The 277-nt window shown below is 47.7% G+C and carries 1 protein-coding gene; it reads right to left on the reverse strand.

All coding sequences use genetic code 11. The features are described 5' to 3' along the window. A partial coding sequence (locus PGX78_RS08980) for an FAD-dependent protein (RefSeq protein ID WP_442864829.1) occupies nt 1-277 on the reverse strand: 277 nt, incomplete at both ends.

The following is a 277-nucleotide window of genomic DNA, read 5'->3' on the forward strand; positions in this document are numbered from 1 at the left end:
ACCGTACCGCCGGGACACATGCAAAAGGAGTAACAGGCTCTCCCGTCCGTACCGTGATAAACCAGATTATAGTCGGCTGCATCAAGCCCCAGATCAGCGGCATCACAGCCGTACTGAGCCCGATCGATTACTTTCTGATCATGTTCAATACGCACACCGACAGCAAAGGCTTTTTTCTCAAGATAAACCTTTCTGTCATACAACATACTATACGTATCACGAGCGCTATGGCCGATTCCTAATATGAGCCCCTCAGTTTCAATTCTTTCATTACCGT

It is taken from the genome of Megasphaera sp. AF13-6AC (assembly GCF_027685385.1).
GTDB classification, from domain to species: Bacteria; Bacillota; Negativicutes; order Veillonellales; family Megasphaeraceae; genus Megasphaera; species Megasphaera micronuciformis.